This is a genomic window from Cytobacillus praedii (assembly GCF_001439605.1).
GTDB lineage: Bacteria > Bacillota > Bacilli > Bacillales > Cytobacillaceae > Cytobacillus > Cytobacillus praedii.
In genome coordinates this window covers 240,917-264,213 of sequence record NZ_LMBX01000002.1, presented here as the reverse complement: position 1 = coordinate 264,213, position 23,297 = coordinate 240,917, and the positions used below count along the sequence as shown (strand labels likewise).

The following is a 23,297-nucleotide window of genomic DNA, read 5'->3' as shown; positions in this document are numbered from 1 at the left end:
TGTTTTACAAAGAGGAGGATAAAGTAACTTGATTGATTTACATTGTCATATTCTCCCATTTATTGATGATGGACCCAAAACATGGTCTGATTTTCTAGAAATGGCTAGGCATGCAGGAAAGCAAGGCATCAAGGTTATCTACACGACACCACACCACATGAATGGATACTATATAAACACGAAAAATGACATACTTAAATATGTGGAGCAATGTAATGAACAACTAAAAATGGCAAATATCCATGTTCAACTTTATCCAGGTCAGGAGGTTCAAATTCATAAGGAACTATTTACTGCATTAGAAAAAGATGAAATATTGACGCTTAATAATGGAAAGTACTTAATGTTAGAACTCCCCTCAGCCTATGTGCCAAGTTATACTCATGAAGTGGTTTATGAGTTATTGCTTAAAGAGATTACGCCAATCATTGTACATCCAGAAAGAAATCAGGGTTTTATAGAAAATGGCCAACTGCTATTTGATATTGTTCTAGAAGGTGCACTCGTGCAAATAACATCTGGAAGTATGATTGGATTATTCGGAAGAAAGATAAGATCCTTTACTGAGAAAATAATTGATCACCGTTTAGCTCATTTTATTGCAACAGATGCACATAATACAAGATCACGGACATTCAATCTTAATGAGGCTTATGAAATAATTACTAAGCTTTATGGAATTCAGCAAATGTACTATTTCAGGGAAAATGCAGAATTACTTCATAACGGTAATCAAGTTCAGGTTGAACAGCCTATCCCAATGAGGAAGAAAATTTTAGGTTTGTTCTAACAAGGGGTAATCGGAGGGATATATATTAAACAAGATGGTATAGAAGTATTAGTATCAACAATGAATCAAGTGGACTTTTCTTTAATAGATAAAATGAATATAAAGGGAAATGCGCTTATTATTAATCAATGCCAGGTGAATCAGTATCATGAGATTGCGGACGAAAAACGTACGGTTAAATTCTATTCGTTTAATGAAAGAGGTGTCGGGTTAAGCAGGAATAATGCTTTAATGAGGGCCTCTAGTGATATTTGTTTATTAGCTGATGATGATGTTGTTTATCATGATCAGTATGAACGTTTGATTATTGAAGCTTTTCTTAAAAAACCACAAGCTGATGTGATTATTTTTAATGTACCAAGTTCAAATGAAAAAAGATCTGGGCCAGCAGAAATTTTGAAAAATTCACCAGTTCATTATTTGAATTTTATGAGATATGGGACTTATAGTATTGCTTTTAGAAGAGAAAAAATATTGAAAGCAAATATCTATTTCTCACTATTATTTGGCGGAGGAGCCAAATATAGTGCTGGTGAGGATACTTTATTTCTTTTTGATTGTTTAAATAAGGGACTTAAAGTCTGGACAAATACGGCAGAAATAGGAATTGTACATCATAATCAATCTACATGGTTTAAAGGCTTTAATCAGAAATATTTTTTTGATAAGGGTTTTTTTTACGCAACATTGTCAAAAAGGTTTTCAAGCATCCTAATTTTACAATTCGCGATCAGAAAATACAAAATATTTAAAAATGAAATGGGATTTTTACAAGCGATTAAATATATGCTTGCTGGCAGAAAGCATTGTTTAATAGAAGGAGTATAGAAATGAGCAAGGCAAAAAAGAAAATCCTCATTGTTAATAATAATCTTGCAACTGGCGGAGTCCAGCGTGCCTTTATTAATCTACTACAGCAAATTGAAAAAAAATATGATATAACAGTGTTTGTTTTTAGTAAAACAGGTGACTATGTTAATAAAATTCCATCGAGTGTTAAAGTGCTTGAAGCATCTTCATACCTAAGGGTACTTGGATTATCACAGAGACATACAATGAAACTGGGATTCAAGCATTATATCATCCGGTTTTTATGTGGGGTATATACAAAAATATTTAGCAATCATTTTCCTATTGCATTTTTGCTTACAACTGAAAAACGACTTTCTGGATTTGATGTAGCGATTTCTTTTTGTCATAGTGCGGAAGAAAAAGCACTTTATGGAGGCTGTAATGAATTTGTTCTAAAAAGGGTTGATGCAAAACAAAAGATCACGTTTGTTCATTGTGACTTTTTAAATTATGGAGGAAACACAATAAAAAACCGAAAAATTTATAGGCAGTTTGATAAGATTGCTGCTGTGTCTGAAGGCTGCAAACGCAGTATTATTCAAGCAATCCCAGATGTATCGGAGAAAGTACATTGCGTATATAATTGCCACAACTTCTCGGAATATAGAAAGTACGCAAGGAAGGATCCAAAGAATTATAGCAAAGAAAGTATAAATATTGTCACAATAGCCAGATTGAGCCCTGAAAAAAACTTACTTAAGGGAATAAGGATTATATCTCAACTAATAAAGGATGGATACAGTATTTGTTGGCATATCGTTGGTGATGGAGCGCAAAAGAATGAATTAACCAAGGAGATTGCCAATTATGGATTGCAAAATTATATTAACTTACATGGGAATCAAGAAAACCCTTATAAATATCTACTAAATGCCGATTTATTTCTATTAATTTCCCTACACGAAGCGGCTCCTATGGTTTTTATGGAGGCTAAATCATTACATGTCCCAATTATAACGACAAAAACCATTTCCGCTACTGAATTGGTAAGGGATGGACACGAAGGGATTGTATGTGAGAATAACGAAACAGCCATATATCAAGCAATTAAAGGGATCCTACAGGAGCCTTTTTTTATTGAAAAATATAAGCAAAATTTAAGGAGCGTTTCCTTTACAAATGAGCTTGCAATTAAGCAATTCAACCAATTGATGACAAATAGGAGTAAAGAGGCATGTATAGAATTAAGCAGGGCGAAATAAGACTCTTATTTCTATCGATAGCATGTGTGTTCATTTTATCAGTAGGGCATGCTATTAGTTCAATAACTCTTATCTTAATGGCGATAGCATTATTTATGGGAATGACTTTGTTTATGGATAAAAGGTATTTTTTACCGATTATGCTCTTTTTTCTTCCATGGTCACCTGTTTTAAAATTTTCGCCAGGTACACATTCTTTTTATTCCATGATTGTCCCCTGTTTATTTATGCTATTAATCTTAGAATATTTTATTAAAAATAAAAAATATAAATTGAAATTTATTTTTATACCATTATTTTTAAGTGCTTATACATTAACAATCAAGTTAGTTAATGGAATAATTCCAGGTAATTCTTATTTCTTTTTTATCTTGTTAATTATATTCATTCCTATGTATTTGCATAAATATAAAGATGAAATCAATTTTGAAACATGTGTCCTATTTATCACTGCTGGAGTGCTATCTGCATGCTTTGCTTCAAAAATTCTGATGACTTTTCCACATATGTTTGCCTATATTAATGTTTATACATGGAAGAGAATGGGGTTAACTAGATTAAGTGGCTTTTATGGAGATGCGAACTTTTATTCAGTACACATACTAGTAGCAATTGCCTGCCTGCTAATAACTTTAAAAAACACAAAAAAAACCATATCTATTATGGTTCAATTACTTTCCGTTATTACACTCATTTACTTTGGTATGCTTTCAGTTTCAAAAATGTTCATTTTATGCTTGGTTTTTATGGGCGGAATTTGGTTTTTCTGCTTTCTAATAGATAGACAGAGTTTAAAGTATAAACTAAAGTTCGTATTATTTTCTATTGTTCTCCTAATTGCATTTTTCTCTAGCAGTTTATTTTCTGAACAATTAAATCAATACATGATTCGATTCAGTATGGTTTCAGATGCACAATCCTTGACAACTGGTAGAAGTGAACTAGTAAATATGTACGTTGAATATTTTATGGGAAATGTAAATACATTGTTTTTCGGTATGGGTTTATCCCCAGTTTATGTAAATGGTTATAGTTCACATAACACCATTATACAAATGATTTATCAGCTTGGTATATTGGGAAGCATTTTAATGTTTGGCTGGTGGAGAATGGTTTATAAGGGGGTATCAAATAAAATAAAGTTATCATTTGTTAATAGTACGTATTTATTCATGATTGGATTGGCTTACTTTTTGCCATGGCTTTCACTTGAAATGCTTTATTTTGATGAATTCTTTTATATAACAATACTAGTTTTCGTTTCGAAAAATTATTTATCAAGTTCTCAAGCTGTAAAGGAAATAGAAGGGGGCGCATAGCCACTTCGTTTTTTAATTTTTAATTGTAAGGATGAGTTAAATGAAAGATATTCTAATTGTTGCTCATTTTACACAAACACCTGGGGAGAAAGGAAATGGGAGATTCCATTATATTGCAAATCTGTTAGCACTTGAAGGGCATAAAATTGAAATAGTGACGACAAATTTTTCCCACGATTGCAAGAAGCATAGGGAGTTTCAGCAAGGTTTATTTGAGCAAGTGGATTATAAAATCGCGATGTTAGAAGAGCCAGGTTATAAAAAGAATGTATCGCTTAAAAGGATATATAGTCATTATACTTTTGGGAAAAACCTGAAAAAATATTTAGCCACAAGAGTTAAACCAGATGTGATTTATTGTGCAGTTCCTTCAATAGATGCAGCTTATATGGCGGCAGAATATGCAAAAAGGAATGGAGTTAACTTTATTATCGATGTACAGGATATTTGGCCAGAGGCATTTAAGATGGTACTTAAGCTTCCGTTAATTAGTGATCTGCTTTTTTTTTCAATGATGAAAAAGGCGAATTATGTATATCGTACAGCTAACAAAGTTATTGCCGTTTCCGATACATATGTGAATCGAGCAATGGATGTAAACAGTAAATGCCAAAAGGGTATGAGTGTATTTCTTGGAACAGAACTAACATATTTTGATCATTTAGCAAATAAGTGTAGAAATGTAGTGAAACCGATGAATGAAGTTTGGCTAGCTTATATTGGAACTTTAGGACATAGCTATGATTTAACATCCATTATGGATGCGCTGCAATTGTTAAATGAAAAGGGATATTCAAATTTTAAATTTATTATTATGGGTGAGGGCCCCTTAAAACAGAGATTTATTCAATATGCAAGGGATAAAAAGATTCCCTGTGAGTTCACAGGGATGCTTGATTATTCCGAGATGGTGAGCAAATTAATCCAGTGTGACATTGCTGTTAATCCTATAGCAAAAGGAGCTGCAGGAAGCATAATTAATAAGGTTGGTGATTATGCTGCTGCAGGATTGCCAGTCATTAATACGCAAGAATGTCAGGAGTACCGGGATTTGATTACCAATTATTCAGCAGGGATAAATTGCGAAAATGGAAATCCAGAAGACATTGCAGAAAAAATCTTGTTTCTCTTCCAGAATGAAAACAATCGAAGGGAAATGGGGAGGAATAATCGTGTGTTAGCAGAGGAGAAATTTGATAGGGGAAAAACCTATCCCACTTTAATAGCTGCTATATTAGGAGAGTGAAGATGGACATTCTTGTTAGTGTTAATTGCATTACCTATAATCATGAACGATACATTGGATCAACAATTGAAGGCTTTTTAAGCCAAAAAACGAATTTTGCTTTTGAAATTTTAATTGGCGAAGATTGTAGCAAGGATGGAACGCGAGCAATTATTGAATCATATATGAATAAGTTTCCTGGGAAAATAAGATTAATTACATCTTCTTCAAATGTGGGTGCAAAAAAGAACAGCGAGCGCTTGGTGGAAGCTTCGAATGGGAAGTATATTGCCTTATGTGAAGGGGATGATTTATGGATAAATCCACATAAATTACAAAAACAAATTGACTATTTGGAAAACCACCCAGATTGTGTCCTTTGCTTCCATAGTGCGGAAATTGTAAATGGAATGGGGAAACCATTGAAACAATATATAAGACCTTACAAGAAGACAAGAAATAGTCCGGTAAGAGATATGATTGCAGGCGGTGGGGGATTTTGTCCTACCGCTTCTTTAGTTTTCAGAAGGGAAATAATAGACCCCTTACCGGCACTTTTGAAGGAAGCACATGTAGGTGACTATGCGCTGCAAATGTGGGCAGCAAGCAAAGGAAGTATCCACTATATAGATGAAATGATGTCAGCTTACCGAGTGGGAATTGCTGATTCATGGTCTACTAAGTTAAATTCAGGCTCAAATATGATTGAGAAAAATATTGAAGTAAAAAAGTTAGACATCCAACTGTTAAATCATTTTAATCAAGAAACAAGCTTTCGGTATTCTGATGAAATTGAAGGAGAGGTTTTGAAAAAGGAATTTGAAATCTTGTTATTGCAAAAAAACTTTAAAGTTATGAGGACAAACAAGTATAAAAAGGTAGTTAAGGAATTAAGCAAGATCGATAAAACGAAATTGTATTCAAGGATGTACTTCCCGGGTATTTATCAAAAAGTAGTAGAAATGAAACATTCGCTGAATACAGGAAGAAAATAATATGAAAAGTAGGATTAAATATGTCAGAAATCAGCCCTATTAGAGGAAAAACAATTACAGGGTTAGTATGGAGTTTTATCGACTTATTTGCAAGCCAGGGGATTCAGTTTATTGTGCTGATGATTTTGGCAAGATTATTGGCACCAGAATTTTTTGGATTAATCGGGATGGTTGTTGTCTTTATTGCCATATCTAATTCCCTCATTGATAGTGGATTAACACAGGCGCTTATTCGTGAAAAAGATACAAGTCAGGCTGACTATTCAACTGTCTTCTTTTTTAATCTATTCATTTCAGTTTTATTGACAATGATTCTTTACAGTATTGCACCAACGATCGGTCATTTTTTTGGAAATGATCAGCTATCTATGATATTGAGAGTCTTGTCTTTCACCCTTATTATAAATTCTTTAGGCATTATTCAACGAGTAATGCTAACGAAAAAAATAAATTTTAAAACGCAAACAAAAATAAATTTGGCTTCTACTATCTGTGCGGGAATGGTTGCTTCCGTTTTTGCTTTTTTAGGATTTGGCGTGTGGAGCCTTGTTGCACAAACAATAACAATGCAAACAATGCAAACGTTCCTGCTTTGGATTAGCAACAAATGGGTTCCTAGTCTTGTATTTAGTATGGCTTCATTCAAAAGACTCTTTTCATTTGCATACAAATTATTGATTTCTAGTTTGTTAGACACGGCATATAATAATGTGTTTTCATTGATTATTGGAAAACTTTATTCCGCTGGCCAATTGGGTTTCTATACAAATGCTAACAAATTGAAAGATGTAATTACAAACTCGGTAACAAGTGCCATTCAAAGGGTGACATATCCAGTACTGAGCTCTATACAAGATGACGAAAATCATTTGCAAAGCGCCTTTCGAAAAATTATTCGAACAACAGCATTTATCATGTTTCCAATGATGATGGGACTAATTGCGATTGCTGATACATTAATTCCTATATTACTTGGGCCTGCTTGGACGGAATCTATCGTATTTTTTCAACTCCTATGCGTTATAGGAATGATTTATCCAATCCATGCAATTAATTTAAATATTCTTCAAGTAAAAGGAAGATCAGATTTGTTCCTGAAATTGGAAATTATAAAAAAAGTCCTTATTACAGTTTTAATAGCGATTTCGCTAATTTTTTCTTTAGGAATTCTCGGATTAATAGGTGCTGCAATAATTAGTTCTTATGTGTCCTTGTTAATAAATGCGTTTTATTCTGCAAAAGAAATTGATTATTCTAGTCGTCAGCAGCTTAAGGATATGGCACTTTTTTTCTTATTAGCTAGTGTGATGGGGATATCAGTATATTTTTTGGGAACTATATTGGCACTCAACTTGTTTATTAAATTGGTTATTCAGATACTATTTGGTATGTTGATTTATATAGCTCTTAGCTGGGGGCTGAAAAATCAAGAATTTAAGTTCGTTTTGGAAATCTTGGTTCAGCTTTCGAAGAAAACAAAAAAGAATATCATAAAAGCACATAGTGCATAAGTATATAAATAATTGAGGTTGATACAAAGGGAAAGGTGAGGGAATGAAGGGGATTATTCTTGCTGGCGGCAGTGGAACAAGGCTCTATCCAATTACACAAGCTATTTCCAAGCAGTTACTGCCTATCTATGACAAACCAATGATTTACTATCCTTTATCGGTGCTTATGCTGGCAGAAATTCGGGAGATCTTAATTATAACAACTCCACAAGATGCACCACTATTTAAAAATTTGCTAGGGGACGGATCGGATTTTGGAATTAGCCTTGAATATAAAGTGCAGGAGCATCCGCGGGGATTGGCGGATGCTTTTATTATTGGAGAAGAGTTTATTGGAACTGATCAGGTGTCTCTTATATTAGGGGACAATATTTTCTATGGAACAGGTTTTACTCCGTTATTAAAAATTGCTGCTAGTTTAAAGGAAGGTGCAATTATATTTGGCTATCAGGTAAAAGATCCAGATCGGTTCGGCGTTGTGGAGTTTGATAAGGATCATAATGCGATTTCTATCGAGGAAAAGCCGGCGAATCCAAAATCACCTTATGCAGTTACTGGCTTGTATTTTTATGACAATCATGTAGTTGATATTGCGAAGAGCATTAAACCTTCTTCTAGAGGAGAACTCGAAATTACAGATGTTAATCAGGAATACTTAAGAAGGAACCAGCTGAAGGTTGGTAATCTTGGACGTGGATTTGCCTGGTTAGATACTGGGACAGTTGAAAGCTTTCTAGAGGCTAGTCAGTTTGTAGAAACAATTGAAAAACGTCAAGGATATAAGATTGCTTGTTTAGAGGAAATAAGCTATCGAAATAATTGGATTTCAGCAGAAGATGTAATGAAGAGGGCAAAAAAGTATAAAAATGAGTATGGTGCTTATCTTACAGATTTAGTGTTTGGGAAATTTAGTAATAGTTCCAGCTTAACACCTTTGTCTGTATTGAGTCGTTAAGTAAATAAGGGTGGGAAGAAATTTGAAGGTTAAAATAGGTTGTTTGGAAAAATATCAGGACATTTTCCAACGAGATAATATTAATATTGTTCTCCTTGATAAGGATTTAGATGCTATTGAGAGAGTGAAAAACGTCCTAATTGGAGTAAATTCAAGTTATTTATTTCCGACAGATAACAGAGAGCTGCTTTATCAATATATAAAAAAAATAATTAATAATGGATATAATTTTATTTTGGCAGATGGGGTTCAAGATATCGGCATGATGTCGCTTTATGCCAATGATTTTGTCTCGAAAACGGCTTATACTTCAACGATCGGGTTAACACCTTCACATCGTGGTGGAAGCCTAATCAGAAATCTAGTTGAATTTTCATTTGAATTTGCTAAAGAAAAGGGAATGGAGAAGCATAGGGCTGAGGTTCATAAATCGAATGAAAAATGGTTGAATTTCTTATTGAGATGCAAATTTGAAATTGAGAGTGAAACAGAAAATGATACCTATATAATTGTGAAAGATTTATGAGATGTAAATTCTAGGGGATTTTTATCTATATCAAATTGATCATTTGGAGAGAGTGTAATGAATTTACTTGTTACAGGTGGAGCCGGATTTATAGGCTCTAATTTTATTTTATATATGTTGGAGAAGTATAAGGATTTTAAGATAATAAATATTGATAAATTAACTTATGCAGGGGATCTAAAAAATCTTAATGAGGCAATTAATGATCCACGGCATATTTTTATAAAGGGAGATATTTGTAATCCCTTACTAGTAGAAAGTATTTTTAAGGAATATGAAATTGGAGGTATTGTTCATTTTGCAGCTGAGTCACATGTAGATAATTCCATTAACAATCCAAAGGTCTTCATAGAAACGAATGTGTTAGGTACCTTTACATTGCTTGAGGCGGCCCGGACGTACTGGATGAATGGAGTGAATGCCTATAAGGATTCATACAAAAATGCTAGATTTCATCATATTTCTACTGATGAGGTATATGGGACACTGGGGATGGAGGGTTTTTTTACAGAGAATACAGCATATGCCCCGAACAGTCCATATTCGGCGAGTAAGGCGTCTTCTGATATGCTTGTTCGCAGCTATTATCACACATACGGCATGAATGTTGTGACTACAAATTGCTCAAATAATTTTGGCCCAAGACAGCATCATGAAAAACTAATTCCCACGATCATTCGAAAGGCCATTTCATTGGATGAAATCCCTATTTACGGAAATGGTCAAAATGTTCGTGATTGGCTCTATGTTGAAGAGCATTGTCGTGCAATTGAAAAAGTGTTTCATTCGGGTGAGGCCGGTGAGACATATTTAATTGGCGGACATAATGAAATGACAAATTTGGAGATGGCAGAACTTATATGTACTAGGCTTGATAGATTAATGCCAATAACTAGAAAAACTAGTGGAATAACTAGTTACAGAGAGTTAATTACATTCGTTAATGATAGACCTGGTCATGACTTTAGATATGCCATTGATGATACGAAATTAAGAAAACAGCTAGAATTTCAGCATGAAAGGGTATTTTTACAATGTATTGAGAAAACAATATTGTACTATATTGAGTTAGAATCGGGTGTTTATTTGTAGGTCTGTAAGCTGAAGGGATGACGAGTATTTGAAAATAGCGATTATGCAACCGTATCTATTCCCGTATATTGGATATTTTCAATTGATAAATGCAGTAGATACATTTGTTATATATGATGATGTTCAGTTTGTTAATCGTGGCTGGATAAATCGCAATCATATTTTAGTAAATAATGAAAAATCTATGTTTACATTTAGTTTAAAAAAGGATTCATCAAGGCTAAAAATTAATGAAAGATTTTTTTCAATGCATTTTAAATCGGATAGAGATGCATTTTTAAAGAAATTAAGCAGTAATTATAAAAAGTCACAAAATTTTGTTGATGTCTACAACCTAATTGAGGAAATCTTAGACGCAATGGATCATGCTGAAGATATCTCCAAGCTAATAGTACGGAGTTTGCAAAGGATTTGTGATTACTTAAAAATACACACTCCTTTTGTTGTTGCTTCAGAGTTGGAGATTAATCCCGAAGCAAGAGGAGAAAATAGAATAATTGAAATAAACAAGCATTTAAATTCTACACAATACATAAATCCGATAGGGGGAATAGAATTATATTCTAGTGAACATTTCTTGAACCATAATATTAATTTGCAATTCTTAAAACCTAGGTTAACAAAGTATAGGCAATTAAAAGATGAATTTACACCATGGCTATCTATAATAGATATACTAATGTTTAATTCTAAAGAAGAAATTAGTGAAATGCTAACGGAATTTGATTTGGTACATGGAAGTATGATTCATAGTATTTAAAATAATCAGTGAACAGTCATCTGCATTGGAAAATCCGAATGATTGGATTGAGATTATTGTTGAATGGGACAAATAAAAGCAACGCTATCAAAAAAAATGTCTATAGTTTCCTGTTCATTCTTTCTATTTTGGTTTCAGTATGGCTTGGATTAAGCCAAATCAATGGACCAGATGTGGTAGAACTAGATGCGGATAGAAGAAATTTTTCTGCGGAGAGGGCTAAGACTTATCTAAAGGAGATTGCTGCAAATCCCCACCCTGTTGGTTCAAACGAACATAAACGAGTAAAAAGTTATATCGTGTCTGAATTGGCGAAATTGGAAGTAAAACCAGAAATCCAAGTGGTTGAAAGTGGTTTATATATTGGTGAAACACCATATGAAGGGAAAATTGAAAATATTTTAGCCTATATTAAGGGTGAGGAACCCAGTGGCACTATTATGCTTACCTCACATTATGATAGTGTTCCTGGAAGTTTTGGCGCTGCGGATGCAGGTGCAAGTGTAGCTGCAATTATTGAAACAGTAAGGGCGCTATCACATTCCCCTGAGCTAAAGAATAATTTAGTCATCCTCATTTCCGATGGGGAGGAAATAGGATTATTAGGTGCACAAGCATTTGCTCAATTTCATCCTTGGGCACATGAGGTTGAAATGGTTCTTAATTTTGAGGCAAGGGGGAGCAGTGGCCCTTCTGTGATGTTCGAAACTAGTAATGGAAATGACAAATTAATAAGAGAATTTATTAACGGAACCAATTATCCATTAGCCCATTCTTTTATTAATGAACTTTACAAAACTATGCCAAATGATACGGATTTATCAATTTATAAAGAAGCAGGGAATTCTGGTTTGAATTTTGCCTTTTTTGGTAATGTCCACACTTATCATTCTGCTGATGACACAGTAGAAAATTTGAGTTTACGCAGTTTGCAATATCAAGGGGAAAATATGTTGGACCTTGTTCGATATTTCGGAAATATGAATGTAGTATCCAAAGATAATGAAGAGAATAGGGTTTATTTTAATAGTTTTGGAAAGAAGGTTATTTCCTATCCAGAGTATCTCGTTATCCCGTTTATGTGTATGGCTATAATTTTGTTCTTCTTAACAGCAATCGTTGGCATTATACGAAGAAAGCTGACTATCTTGGGTTTGTCAGGCGGAATAGCACTGTTTCTGCTCATGCTGGTTATGGCTTATTTTCTAGGCAATATAACCAAGAGTTGTGTACAAACCATTCTTTCCGAAAGCAGCTGGGCGATGGGGTTAGATTTAAGAATGAGCCATCCATTATTCATTACCATGATTCTAGTAATGATGGGCTTATTTCTTCTAGCGTATAAATTAGCTCAAAAGAAAATCAATGTAAATAATTTAGCGGTTGGGGCATTTTTTGTTTTGATGTTCATCGTAATCTATACGAGTCTATTGATAAAGGGGTCTAGCTATATTTTTCTTTGGCCCACGTTGATAGGGCTAATTGGTTTAAATGTGCAATTTTATGTGAAAGGTATGTGGAAGGGGTTTGGCAGAGGGATTACATTAGTGATTACATTCCTTGTCATCATGTTTATTACCCCTATCGTGTATATAATATATATGCTGCTAACCCTTGATCATGTGGAGGTACTGTTAGTATGTACTGCATTATTATGGGCTTTTTTCATTCCACTTGTAAATTTTAATCGGGGAGACGAGTCTCTATGCGAAAGCACTTAAACTTGATTCAATTTTCTCGGGCTTTTGTCCCGATTTTTGTAATTCTATTTCATGTAAAAGCATTTATGATGGTTTATTTTCATTATAACTTTCTAATGCTCCCTGACATTCTGAAATCTGGCGGTGTATATTATTTTTTTGCTCTGTCGGGTTTTATGGCTTATTATCTGTATCATAATAAGTTTGGTAATCGGGAAGTGATAAAACATTTTCTATACAGTCGGTTTATTAGAATCTATCCAGTTTATTGGATTGTGACCACGGCTGTTTTCGTTGTCATTATGTTATTTCCTAGTCTTGCTCCTGAGAAGCAAAAAGGGATAGGTGATATTATTTATTCATTTCTTCTTATCCCCAATGGATCTAATTTGGTGCTTGATGTGGCATGGTCATTAGTTCATACTGTTTTTTTCTATTTGATTTTTACGATTGTTTTTTTCAAAAAGGTTAAAATAAATATAGCGGCAACCATCCTTTGGGCAGTGATTTCCTTAGCTTTTAGCATCCAGCTGCTAAGTAGTCCCAATATTCTTCTAAACTATTTATTTAACAGCTACAATCTAATATTTTTAACTGGAATTGCTTGTGCGTATATCGTGTTAAAGGTAAGACTAAATCTGTATGTATCATGGATTCTTGCGATTATTGGTGTTGCTGGATTTCCGCTCTCTTGGATAAATGCCCAATATGGATATACTGCATTAAATATCGAGATTGCAACAACGATTGCTTCTGTTTTTATTATCATAGGATTTTCCTCCATTGACCTGCAAAAGGACTTGAAGATTCCAAAAGTCGCACAATATTTAGGTGATGCATCTTTTTCTATTTATTTAACACACTACTATTGTATATCAGCACTTACAATCATTTTTCTTCAGCCTATGTTTAACCCACTTTCAAATATCGTCATAGCTATCTTGTTTATAACCCTATCAGTCATCTGTGGTTGTCTTGTTTACTCATTTATCGAAAAGCCAATAAACAAAAAACTAAAGCAGGTGCTTAAGAGGAATCAACGTTATGAGTCTAAGTCAATAGTGAAAGAATTAAAGGAGAATGCACAATGAACATGACTCCCCGTACAGCATTTATACTGCAAGTTCATAAAAATCCTCAGCAGGTAAATAAATTTATCCAGCAGTTAACTGATAAAGAACAAGCTGATGTCTATATTCATATTGATAAAAAAAGTTATGAGGGAATGAATAATCAATTAGTTAAAGGTTCAAATATATATATCCTAGAGAATCGTGTTAATTGTGAATGGGGTGACATCAGTCAAATTGATGCCACCCTTTTATTATTAAAGGAAGTTCTGGCATCTGGAAATGAGTACGATTTTGTCTGCTTAAGGAGCGGGCAGGATCTATTGGTTAAGAATGGGTTCAAAGATTTTTTGAGAGCAAATAGGAATAGCATTTTTTTAGACTATAGAGATATAAGTCAGGGAAACACGGGACTAATGAATATTAGTTGGCCTAAAATTATGAGAAAAAGGTATACAAATAGCCATCCATTACGAATGATCCGCAGAATTCTATTAAGCTTATACGGGAAAGGAATTAGTCTTTTCCCTAATAAAAATTACTGGCCACGGGAATATTCCTTCTACAAAGGTTCCCAATGGTTTACTATCCCCTTTGATGTTGCGAAATATATCAATCAATTTTTAGAGGAAAATCCATGGTATTACTCATTTTTTACAAACTCCTTAGTCCCAGATGAAAGTTTCTTTCATACGTTAATTTTGAATTCAAAATATAAGTCAAATGTAGTGAATAATCATTTGTTTTTTATTAAATGGGGAGAAACATTAAGTGAAAGAAATTCTCCACAGGATCTAATAAGTGAAGACATAGCACGAATAGAAAAGTCAGATCAATTTTTTGCGAGAAAGTTTGAAGAAAACACAGATGAAGCGATCATTCATTATTTCCATCAAAGAGTAACACTTTCAAAAGATATAAATTATTTAAAGAGAGGAAGTTAAGGGGATTTTGACAACTATACAATCAGGGGAACGTAGTAGGGATGAGCAAATGAAATTAAATTATGCAAAGATCTTTCAATTAGAAGAAGAATATGGTTCTTCCTTTTATTTACTGGATGTAGATAAATTGAAAGGAAACTACCGGAAAATGGAGGAGGCTTTTACAAGTCAGTATCCTAAATGCATCATCGGGTATTCCTATAAAACAAATTATCTACCTTTTTTATGTAAAGAATTATCAAGCTTAGGAGCATATGCAGAAGTCGTTTCTCGCCTGGAGTACGATTTGGCAGTAAAGCTTGGAGAAAATCCAGAACGGATTATTTTCAATGGACCAGTAAAAACCAAGGATGATATTTTTAGGGCTTTACATAATAAAAGTATTTTGAATATCGATTCCCTTTATGAGATTGAGTATGTAAAGGAGTATTGCTTCAATCATCCAGAAGAAATGATTAAAATAGGTCTTCGATTAAACTTTCCTCTATCAGATGGTGGTGAAAGTTTGCTTCAGGATGGGTATGAAGTAGGTCGATTCGGTATCTGTGTAGAAAACGGAAACTTGCAAACAGCTATAAATATGCTATGTGATGTAAGGAATGTAAAGATTGTTGGCTTACATGGTCATTTTTCAACGAAAACACGCAGTGTTAAAGCATACCGATTGATAACGAAAAAATTATGTGTTCTAGCTAAGCATTTTTTCAAAGACACGATTGAATATATAGATATAGGCGGAGGTTTTTATGGAGAGTTGCCAAAGGGTTTTCATTTAGAAGCACCTAGTTTTAATGATTATGCAGAGGCAATCGGAGAAACAATGATCAAAGAATTTGCCGGTTGGGAAAACAAGCCGCTCCTTATCATTGAACCAGGGATTTCACTGGTGGCTAATGTCTTCCGATTCGCTGCAAAGGTAATTGAAGTGAAAAATGTAAGAGATAACACTTTTGTTTTGGTTGACGGCAGTGTTCATAATATTAAACCAACCATGCATAAAAACAATTTACCCATGCAGGTGATTACACAAAATGAGGGAGGAAACCGAAATAGCCAAAAGACGTTTAGCATAGTCGGTTATACCTGTATGGAGAAGGATTATCTTGCACATAATGTAGTCTCTCCGATTCCTTGCATGGGGGATTATGTTTTATTCGACAATGTTGGTGCATACACAATTGTATTCAACCCACCATTTATAAAAGAGCGGCCTGCCGTTATTGCCATCAAGGACGGAGAAACCATTGTTGCTCGCAAGAAAGAAACGATTAAAGAATTCTTTAATGAAGCACTCTATTTATTTTGATAGTAAAGAAGGAGATTCATATGAACGTTTTAATTTGCAGTGTTGGCAGACGAGTGAAACTAGTAGAAGCATTTCGATCTGAGCTTCAGAAAGTAAATGGAAGGGTCATAGCAGTAGATTGTGTTCCAACCGCACCAGCTTTACACTTTGCAGATATGTATGAAGTTGTCCCTAGAATTGATGATTCTGGCTATATAGACTATCTGAAAAAGGTATGTAAGAAGTATGAGGTAACAGGTATTCTATCACTAATCGATCCGGAATTAAGTTTGTTAGCAAATCATGTGGAGGAATTTGAGAAGGAAGGAATATATGTCATTGTGTCGGATAAACAAACAGTTGATATATGCTTTGATAAATATTCTACCTCACAATTTCTGAGCGACAATGGATTACCATGTATTCCAACATATATAAATATTGATGAGGTTATTCGTGATTTTAAAGTGGGGAAGTTGGATTTTCCACTTATCATAAAACCAAGAAAAGGCAGCGCAAGTATTGGAATTAACAAAGTGTATACGTTGGAAGAGCTGCTTATTTATAAAAATGAAACAGCAGAAATTGTTATCCAGCCGTTTGTGAATGGTCAAGAATTTGGCGTTGATTGCTATATAGATATATTTTCTAGAAAATTAGTTAATATGTTCATGAAAAAGAAGATTGTGATGAGGGCTGGCGAAACGGATAAATCCATTTCAGTAAAGGATTACGACCTAAAGCAGCTGATTGAAAGACTAGTCAATGTATTAAAACCGCTGGGGCCAATCGATATTGATTGTTTTCTTACTAAAGATGGTTTTGTAATTTCCGAAATTAATCCACGGTTTGGCGGAGGATATTTGCACGCACACATGCAAGGGCAGAACTTTGTTGAAAATATTGTAAAAAATCTTAGCGGGTTTACAAATCAATTACAAAATATTGAGTATGAAGAAGATCTAATCATGGTTAAATACGAGGATGTAAAGTTAATGAAAAATGTGGATAAAGGAATAGGAACTGGGCAAATATAAATGATTTTAAGTGTTAAAGATAAACAAAGGTTTGAAGCGGAAAGCTGATAGGAGAATAGAAGAAATATGTGGTGAATATAGGAACCGGCAAATTGGAAATCCTAAAGGTTTTATTAAAAATGTCCCCTACTAGCAAATGAAGGCTCATTACAACCATTTTCTTCTGTTGTAGTACGTGGTAAGACCCTCCAAGCTGGTGAGGGAGAGTCTAATTTTCTTTACCCGTTCCCTATTGAATCTAAACAGTATTTTTGTCAATAGGGAATGGGTATTGTGTTCTTCTATGCAAAAAAAGGCCACTGTAATAGAACACCACGGATAAATGAGCATACAATAGAATTGAGCAATACTATGCCAAAAATGAGAGGTGGAAGAATAAAAGTGGCTAAGGCATTGTACGTTAATTCTACAAAGGGGAGTAATAGTTATAATGGGTCGTTAAGTCAGCCTTTCAAAACAATTCAATATGCCATTAATTCGGCTCGTGCTGGAGATGTTATTTATGTACAAAACGGGACGTATAAAGAGCGTATTCAATTAAACAAATCAGGTACTTCGGATAGCCCCATAAAGCTTGTAGCATATCCAGGTCATCGTCCTGTTATAAATGGAACAGGAATAAAATGGGCTGGAAATGGAAATTGGGGTGGACTCATCAACTTTAATAGGCAGTCCCATTGGTTTTTTGAAGGAATTCACTTAGAAAATGCTTATGGAATGGGTTTCGGAGATGACTATCAGGAGCCAACAACAGTTGGTTCAAGAAATATCCAAGTAAAAAACTGTTCTGTAACCAAAGCAGGTGGTTCAGGTTTTTTTGTAGAATTTGCTGAAGATATTCTCATCGATAATTTTATTGCAAAAGAAACAAACAAAAATTTAGGTCAAGAGGGCATTTCCTTATTAAATGTTAATAGGTTTGAAATAAAAAATTGCCAAGTCCTTGATTGCTACAAAGAAGGAATTGATGTAAAGGATGGCTGTAAAAATGGTACAATCCATGATTGCTATGTAAATAATACGGTCAGAGTAGGAATTTATGTGGATGCCTTCTCGAGAGATTCATCTAATATTCAGGTTTATGATAATATTGCAACGGTTCCTAACGGTGCTGGGTTTTCAACAGCAGCAGAAGCAGGCGGGAAATTAGAAAATATTTTATTTAGAAATAATATCGTCTATGATTCACTAAGAGGCTACAATATTTCTTCTAATAATAGCGAAACAAATCTGCCGTATATGATGAAGAATATTACACTTCAGAATAACATTGCTTTTAACAGTGGATTTACCGGGATATTTATAGTTGCTAAGGTTGCAAATCTCTTGATTGAAAATAATATTCTATATCCAAGCCTGAGCCATCTTTCAAATTGTATTTTTGTATATGATTTAAAGATGTATGATGCCAATACTGCGATTATTCGAAACAATCTATTAGCAGCGATAAATACAAATAAAAATGTAATTAGGGGAATCGACTATATTGTAGAAGCGAAATATAACTCTGTAATGATAGATCCTACAGGAGTTCTAACTGGTACTAGAAATTTTGGGCTAACCAAAAACTCAATTGCTCGAAATGCTGGTTACCAAGGCGTTGATATGGGCCACATTTAAGAATCCTCACCCAATCCCCCAGAAGAAAATGTTGAACCGAAAGAAATAAAAGTAATTAGTGATATTTATTTAACGGGGCCAATGTTATAAATAATTTTTTCTCCATTTCAATTCCTCTATACAACTATTACTACCGAAAAAGCAATGAATAATCTAATTTGCTACTCCAAGCTGTTGGGGTTTTAATCACTTATATATTAGTCAAATAATTTCAGAATCTAATCAAGAGTACCAAAGAATTGGAACAACTGAGAGATGGATTCGATTACTCTTTCAGAAAGCAGGTGGACGAATGGGAGTAAACAATAACACTTGCTCGTAGTTGAACATAGAAACTACTCTTTCACATCTATAACTGTTAGCGATTCCAACATATGTTGCGATTCTATTGGATGATGGACCAGGCTTTGAGAATTCTTAGGCAGTAGCGATATGATTTCATTTATGACAGTTCGCTTGATAAATCCTCTAGAGAGTAACATGCTACATTTAAAGAATCAAGTTGTGATTTATCCTGCAGTGTGCACAAAGGGCAGTTCATTCTTTGCAAAATGTAAAGTTTGGACTGGCCTTTTTTTGGTTCACTGTTCATTCTAAATGCAGTTCATTCAAAGCATACGGACAACTCCTATGAATGACACCTCTTATTACTAGTTATTTTTATTCCTACAATGAATGGGGGTTGGCATCAAGATTTGATAGGGAAGTCAGATTAGAAGTGAACCTGCCAGCAGTAAAAGTGCTGGGTGAAATAGATACATGTATTTAATAATCTTCATCCGGACATTTCGCTATAAAATCATAATTTCATTATAAAGAACGGATAGTTCGATAAAAAACACAAGAATGTAAGCAAATTGAAGAAATTGGGAGGAAACAGATAAAAAACGTTCTTTATAACGTAAAAACAGCTGAATTTCAACTTTTTCAAAATATTACATTTGAACTATACTCAAATCAATAGGTTCGTTAAAGAGAACGAAAAGACTAGTATCAAAGAACGAATGGTGTCTAATAGTTCTCTTGAAAACTCATATTTGTAAAAATTATTTATTTAGGATGGTGTGCATGATGAAGTTTACTTGGAGAAAAGCGAGAAAAATTTTAAGTAGTATCCTTACTGCTATTCTATTTATTAATTTAGTGGTTATGGCCATTCTAGTAATCTCATCAAAAGCTTCTAGAGGAGAACCACAGATTTTCGGCTATCAGCTTAAATCAGTATTATCAGGCTCAATGGAACCAACCTTTTTAACAGGTTCTATCATAGCAGTCCAACCACTTGAGGGGGAGGAAAAGAGAAGCCTTAAAGAAGGAGATGTAATTACTTTTATCGATAGTGAAGAAAGATTAATTACCCATAGAGTTATCGGGATTAAAACAAGCGGTGAACATGTGATGTACGAAACAAAAGGGGATAACAACAATGCAGCTGATATAGATCCAGTCCTTTCAGATAACGTACAGGCCATTTACTCCGGCTTTACGATTCCTTATGTAGGTTATTTTATCGATTTTGCTCAGTCGAAAGAGGGAAGTGCAATATTACTGATTACTCCAGGGCTATTACTCTTAGTTTATGCAGCTTTTAGCATTTATCAAGGTCTTAAAGAACTTGATCCCCAAAAGAAAAAAACAGACAGTGATACAGAAGAAAAACCAGCTTAATTCGGTTGTACTCCTTGTAAACATACAAGGGTCAATATAAAAAATTATACATACCCCAAGGGTAAGAGGAGGAAATTGGAAATGAGCATTAAGAAAAAATTAGGTTTAGGAATCGCATCAGCTGCACTAGGTATTTCTTTAGTTGGCGGAGGAACATTTGCTTACTTTAGTGACACAGAAGTTACAAATAACACATTTGCTGCTGGTACTTTAGATTTAGCAGCAAATCCAACAACTATTATTGATGTAACAAACATCAAGCCTGGGGATACGATGGTAAGAGAATTTAAGCTAGAAAACAACGGGACTTTAGACATTTCTAAAATTGACCTGAGCACTGTATACAATGTTGTAGATGCTAACAATAACAACGTAGATGATTTTGGCAAACATATTAAGGTACTTTTCCTTGAAAATGCAGACAAGACAGGTGATGGTTGGGTTATTGATGATTACAACGACGTAATTTCTGAGACAACTTTATATGATCTTCAAAATCAGACTCCTGATGCAGTGGAAAATTTAAATAGCTACTGGACTTGGCTCCTTGGCTTAGGTGGAGAAGATAGCGGTCTAAAAGCTGGCACTGCTGATCAAATGTACGTAGCGTTTGAATTCGTTGATAATGATGCAGACCAAAACGAATTCCAAGGTGATGCGTTAGAACTTGAATGGACATTCACTGCTCATCAAACAGAAGGTGAATCAAAATAATATATTAATAACAAAAGGCGGGAATTCGTTCCCGCCTTTTGTTAAAAATTAAATGGAGAAGTTATGCCATGGAAACTAGAACTATATTGGCTAAACCAACGATAATCGCACGAATAGCCGTCATGTTCCTATTAATGGTAGTCGGAGAGACAAGCGTAAAGGCAGCTGATAAAGAAATTGATATACATACGAAAATGAATCCCAACGGCTACATTTTTGAAGTAGGTAACTTAAAACCCGGGGATTGGATGCCTAGGGATATCGTTATATCCAACGCTGGAACTCAGGATTTTAAATATATCGCGATTATAGGAGAGAAAAAGTCTGTTAAAGGACTGTTAGAAGAACTAGACTTAATCATTAAAAAAGATGAGGAAGTATTGTATAACGGGAAAATGGACAAGTTTACAGGATTTAATCCTAGAAATTTAGCAACAGGAAAAACTGAGACACTATTTTTCCAAGTGACAATGCCATACGTTTTAGGCAATACATTTCAAAGTTCTGGAGCGGAAGTAGAAATATTATTTGTTGCTGAAACCTTAGACGATATTGGTTCAGGTGATTCGGGTGAAGGTGATTTAAGTGACAGAGATCCTGTTGTAGGCGACAACAATGAAGAAGGTACAGATGATAAACACCCCAATGAGGAAGAGGAAGTTGCAGAAAACTCCAGAGAAGAGCCAGACGGTGAAGTGATCGAAACAAACAGTTCGAACGGTACAATCATTGTTTCACCAGAAATTAGAGAGAATCTCCTACCCATAAGAGCGACGAATACTTATAACATTCTATTTGTTGGCAGTATACTTTTTGTCACTGGAAGTATCTTACCATACCTATATAAACGTAAAAATCGGAATAGCGGATAATTTTGTACCTGAAATAAATATAAAGTTTATGAGGAGGATTCTAGTCATGAGTATTAAAAAGAAAATAGGTTTAGGAATTGTAACTGCAGCACTAGGTATTTCATTAGTTGGTGGGGGGACATTTGCATACTTTAACGATGTAGAAACAACAAATAATTCCTTTGCTGCTGGAACATTAGATTTAGGGATCGATAAAGAAAGAATTATTAACATTGATAACATTAAGCCTGGAGACCGTTTCTTTAGGTACTTTCAGCTATCAAATAATGGGTCTCTTGATATGAAGGAAATCCTGCTAAACTCCACTTATAAAGTGCTTGATAAAAAAGGTGATAATGCGGGAGAAGACTTTGGGGAGCATATTATGGTGGAGTACCTATACAATGCCTCTGGTAAAGATACAGTTATTTTCCGGAAAACCTTGGCAGAAATAAAGGATAATCCGGTTCAAGTCCTCAAACATTTCCCTGCTGGTGCAAAGAATGCTAAATTTACTGTCCAATTTGAGTTTGTTGATAATGGGGAAGATCAGAATAAGTTCCAAGATGATGGTTTAGAACTTACATGGGCTTTTGATGCTAAGCAACAGGAAGGTTCAAATAAATAGTATTTTAATAACAAAGTTTAAAGGTGGGGTTCAGTTCCTGCCTTTCAAAAATATGGTTTTCCAACATATTCATTGGTTAGGAGGAATCCTTGCATGTACCAAAAAAACTGTGATCGCTGCTGCCGCCCATCATTCAGCAGCAGTGAAAAGGGTGAATGGTTATGCCCAATTTGTGGTCAGGATTTAACAATCTATCCTTTTTTTGATGCGATGACATTAGAAAGGATAAATATTAAACGGCCACCCATTCGAAAAAAAACGGAGGCCTATCGAAAAGGATACGCCTATATGAAAGTATAGGCGTAGGACCGTTTTTTTTTTGAAAAAAAGATGCATAGACAATGGGAGAGGTTAATAAAAATAGATTATCTAGTATAAGATTCCTATTTGGGGGGAACATTGTGTTCGAGACAAAAATAGAGGTCACAGAAATAGATAAAGAATGGCTGCAATTAATAATAGAAGCAAAGAATTTAGGAATAGAGAAAAAAGAGATCTTGGACTATTTAAATCAAAAAATATAAAAAATTGAAAAGAATGAGTAATAGATTAA

Annotated in this window: 23 protein-coding genes; all 23 read left to right on the top strand. The window is 34.3% G+C overall.

All coding sequences use genetic code 11. The features are described from left to right. The first annotated feature begins 28 nt into the window (after positions 1–28). Positions 29–790 carry a tyrosine-protein phosphatase gene (locus ASU02_RS03165; RefSeq protein WP_057760905.1) on the top strand — a complete coding sequence of 254 codons (762 nt, stop codon included), beginning with the start codon at positions 29–31 and terminating at the stop codon, positions 788–790. 60 nt (positions 791–850) lie between these two features. Continuing rightward, positions 851–1,618, top strand: a complete 768-nt coding sequence (locus ASU02_RS03160) for a glycosyltransferase (protein WP_057760903.1) — start codon at positions 851–853, stop codon at positions 1,616–1,618. Between the two features lie 2 nt (positions 1,619–1,620). After that, positions 1,621–2,844: a glycosyltransferase gene (locus ASU02_RS03155; RefSeq protein WP_057760901.1), complete on the top strand. Its 1,224-nt coding sequence runs from the start codon at positions 1,621–1,623 to the stop codon at positions 2,842–2,844. Beyond that, positions 2,817–4,163 carry a hypothetical protein gene (locus tag ASU02_RS03150; protein WP_057760900.1) on the top strand — a complete coding sequence of 449 codons (1,347 nt, stop codon included), beginning with the start codon at positions 2,817–2,819 and terminating at the stop codon, positions 4,161–4,163. The genes ASU02_RS03155 and ASU02_RS03150 overlap by 28 nt, the downstream gene beginning before the upstream one ends. A gap of 40 nt (positions 4,164–4,203) precedes the next feature. Further along, positions 4,204–5,409, top strand: coding sequence for a glycosyltransferase family 4 protein (locus ASU02_RS03145; protein ID WP_057760898.1), 1,206 nt, complete (start codon positions 4,204–4,206; stop codon positions 5,407–5,409). A 2-nt stretch (positions 5,410–5,411) separates the two neighbouring features. Further along, a complete protein-coding gene (locus ASU02_RS03140) occupies positions 5,412–6,383 on the top strand; it encodes a glycosyltransferase (RefSeq protein ID WP_057760895.1) in 972 nt (323 codons plus the stop codon). Positions 6,384–6,403: 20 nt separating this feature from the next. Continuing rightward, complete coding sequence (locus ASU02_RS03135; RefSeq protein WP_057760893.1) at positions 6,404–7,894, top strand: lipopolysaccharide biosynthesis protein; 1,491 nt, start codon at positions 6,404–6,406, stop codon at positions 7,892–7,894. Positions 7,895–7,937: 43 nt separating this feature from the next. Then, positions 7,938–8,849 carry a glucose-1-phosphate thymidylyltransferase RfbA gene (gene rfbA / locus ASU02_RS03130; protein ID WP_057760891.1) on the top strand — a complete coding sequence of 304 codons (912 nt, stop codon included), beginning with the start codon at positions 7,938–7,940 and terminating at the stop codon, positions 8,847–8,849. Positions 8,850–8,871: 22 nt separating this feature from the next. Beyond that, entirely contained in the window at positions 8,872–9,375 is a 504-nt protein-coding gene (locus ASU02_RS03125; RefSeq protein ID WP_057760889.1) for a GNAT family N-acetyltransferase, read from the top strand. A 57-nt stretch (positions 9,376–9,432) separates the two neighbouring features. Then, entirely contained in the window at positions 9,433–10,467 is a 1,035-nt protein-coding gene (rfbB, locus tag ASU02_RS03120; RefSeq protein WP_057760887.1) for a dTDP-glucose 4,6-dehydratase, read from the top strand. Positions 10,468–10,495: 28 nt separating this feature from the next. Beyond that, on the top strand, positions 10,496–11,227 hold the full coding sequence (locus ASU02_RS03115) for a WbqC family protein (protein ID WP_057760884.1): 732 nt from the start codon (positions 10,496–10,498) through the stop codon (positions 11,225–11,227). 38 nt (positions 11,228–11,265) lie between these two features. After that, positions 11,266–12,948 carry a M28 family peptidase gene (locus ASU02_RS03110; protein WP_057760882.1) on the top strand — a complete coding sequence of 561 codons (1,683 nt, stop codon included), beginning with the start codon at positions 11,266–11,268 and terminating at the stop codon, positions 12,946–12,948. Continuing rightward, complete coding sequence (locus ASU02_RS03105) at positions 12,933–14,018, top strand: acyltransferase family protein (RefSeq protein ID WP_057760880.1); 1,086 nt, start codon at positions 12,933–12,935, stop codon at positions 14,016–14,018. Before ASU02_RS03110 ends, ASU02_RS03105 begins: the two co-directional genes overlap by 16 nt. Then, the gene (locus tag ASU02_RS03100) at positions 14,015–14,941 is read left to right on the top strand and encodes a beta-1,6-N-acetylglucosaminyltransferase (RefSeq protein WP_057760878.1); all 927 of its coding nucleotides are present in this window, start codon (positions 14,015–14,017) and stop codon (positions 14,939–14,941) included. Before ASU02_RS03105 ends, ASU02_RS03100 begins: the two co-directional genes overlap by 4 nt. 49 nt (positions 14,942–14,990) lie before the next feature. After that, a complete protein-coding gene (locus ASU02_RS03095; protein WP_057760876.1) occupies positions 14,991–16,247 on the top strand; it encodes a type III PLP-dependent enzyme domain-containing protein in 1,257 nt (418 codons plus the stop codon). Between the two features lie 20 nt (positions 16,248–16,267). Then, entirely contained in the window at positions 16,268–17,263 is a 996-nt protein-coding gene (locus ASU02_RS03090; protein WP_057760875.1) for an ATP-grasp domain-containing protein, read from the top strand. A 381-nt stretch (positions 17,264–17,644) separates the two neighbouring features. Beyond that, the gene (locus ASU02_RS03085) at positions 17,645–18,883 is read left to right on the top strand and encodes a right-handed parallel beta-helix repeat-containing protein (protein WP_057760872.1); all 1,239 of its coding nucleotides are present in this window, start codon (positions 17,645–17,647) and stop codon (positions 18,881–18,883) included. A gap of 1,071 nt (positions 18,884–19,954) precedes the next feature. Next, positions 19,955–20,551 carry a signal peptidase I SipW gene (gene sipW / locus ASU02_RS03080; RefSeq protein ID WP_057761112.1) on the top strand — a complete coding sequence of 199 codons (597 nt, stop codon included), beginning with the start codon at positions 19,955–19,957 and terminating at the stop codon, positions 20,549–20,551. Between the two features lie 81 nt (positions 20,552–20,632). Further along, on the top strand, positions 20,633–21,265 hold the full coding sequence (locus ASU02_RS03075) for a TasA family protein (RefSeq protein WP_057760870.1): 633 nt from the start codon (positions 20,633–20,635) through the stop codon (positions 21,263–21,265). Positions 21,266–21,333: 68 nt separating this feature from the next. After that, entirely contained in the window at positions 21,334–22,137 is an 804-nt protein-coding gene (locus ASU02_RS03070) for a TasA family protein (protein WP_057760867.1), read from the top strand. Between the two features lie 46 nt (positions 22,138–22,183). Continuing rightward, positions 22,184–22,744 (top strand): TasA family protein, encoded by a 561-nt coding sequence (locus ASU02_RS03065; protein WP_057760865.1) that lies wholly within the window; start codon positions 22,184–22,186, stop codon positions 22,742–22,744. Between the two features lie 93 nt (positions 22,745–22,837). Then, on the top strand, positions 22,838–23,044 hold the full coding sequence (locus tag ASU02_RS03060; RefSeq protein WP_057760862.1) for a hypothetical protein: 207 nt from the start codon (positions 22,838–22,840) through the stop codon (positions 23,042–23,044). 101 nt (positions 23,045–23,145) lie between these two features. After that, positions 23,146–23,268: a DNA-binding anti-repressor SinI gene (gene sinI / locus ASU02_RS25660; RefSeq protein ID WP_232426138.1), complete on the top strand. Its 123-nt coding sequence runs from the start codon at positions 23,146–23,148 to the stop codon at positions 23,266–23,268. Positions 23,269–23,297 lie beyond the last annotated feature (29 nt).